Below are 1,205 nucleotides of genomic sequence, written 5' to 3'. Positions count from 1 at the left end.
CATGGAGAGCCGTGGCGTGGAATACAAAAACATTCCCGCAAGCCGCTACGCAAAAACGCTGATTTCACACATGAAGACTCATGAGCCTGAGACGCTTATCGATAAGCTCATTATCGGCGCTTACATCGAAGCTCGCTCATGTGAACGTTTCGCCAAACTTGCGCCGCACATGGATGAAGACATTGCGAAGTTTTATGTTTCCCTACTCCGCTCTGAAGCACGTCATTATCAAGACTACCTTGTACTGGCTGAGCAGATTGCAGGCAAAGATATCAGCGAGCGTATTGCATACTTCGGCCGTATCGAAGCTGAGCTGATTTCAACCCCCGACGAAGACTTCAAGTTCCACAGTGGCATACCTGCATAGCCGCGCTAAACCGTCACAAAAAAGCCAGATGTGAGTCTGGCTTTTTTGTTTTACATCTCACCATTTCAAGCTACCCCTCCGTCTGTATAAACCGCGCCTGTAACTTCATTTTGTTTACAACTCAGTTAGAACCAAGGTCACAAATAGCGAACTATTTTCATCGAACCATAAGCTGTCATCCATCTTTAACGCTCGAGTAACATTTATAAATAAGAATGATTGCTCTAACACAAATCATGGATAAACAAGATGAAATTTTCGCAGTGGAGTCTTTTGCTGAGCACTTTAGTAGCATTGCCGAGCTTGGCTGATACGGACGTATACCTCACCAATAACTCAGACCAACCATTAACCATTCAGGTCAAACACAATGGCAGTGATTTGCTGCAATACGGAGAAGAATGGCAGCAACACGTAGAAGTATTAGGCCCTTGGGAAACAAAGCCCGTACTGAGTTTTAATCGTTGGGAAGGGGTGAAATCGGGTCAGAACTATCGCTTTGAAACTGTCGTATCTAACCCGCAAGGTGAAAGCATTACACTCCACCAAGTCATGGAAGGACATTGGTACAACTCGACCATTGAGTACGGTTTGTCAGCCGCCGACGTGAACTTGGCATTAAAAGACGATCGCACGATTCATCGCTCAAACACGGAGGCGTTTGGCTCTCGCAGCGCAGAGCTAGCGTTTAAATCGGATAGCACCGCGCGTTATGACGATTTGTACTATACCGTCACACCAAGCAAAGTGGCTGAACCCGTCGATAACAACGAGCAAAATCTCAAACTGATGACTTACAACATTTGGGCCTTGCCTGCGATTGCGTCACATATTGGTG

At 46.1% G+C, this 1,205-nt stretch carries 1 protein-coding gene and 1 pseudogene; both read left to right on the top strand.

The features are described 5' to 3' along the window. Window positions 1-367 (top strand): tRNA isopentenyl-2-thiomethyl-A-37 hydroxylase MiaE (gene miaE / locus R7190_RS25625; RefSeq protein WP_318137647.1); only part of this gene is annotated, 367 nt, incomplete at its 5' end. Window positions 368-616: 249 nt separating this feature from the next. Then, window positions 617-1,205: pseudogene (locus R7190_RS25620) on the top strand (phospholipase); the annotation flags it as partial.

The organism is Vibrio sp. 1078-1 (assembly GCF_033340475.1).
Note: the sequence above shows the minus strand (reverse complement) of the source record. Positions and strands in the feature narration are given on the sequence as shown.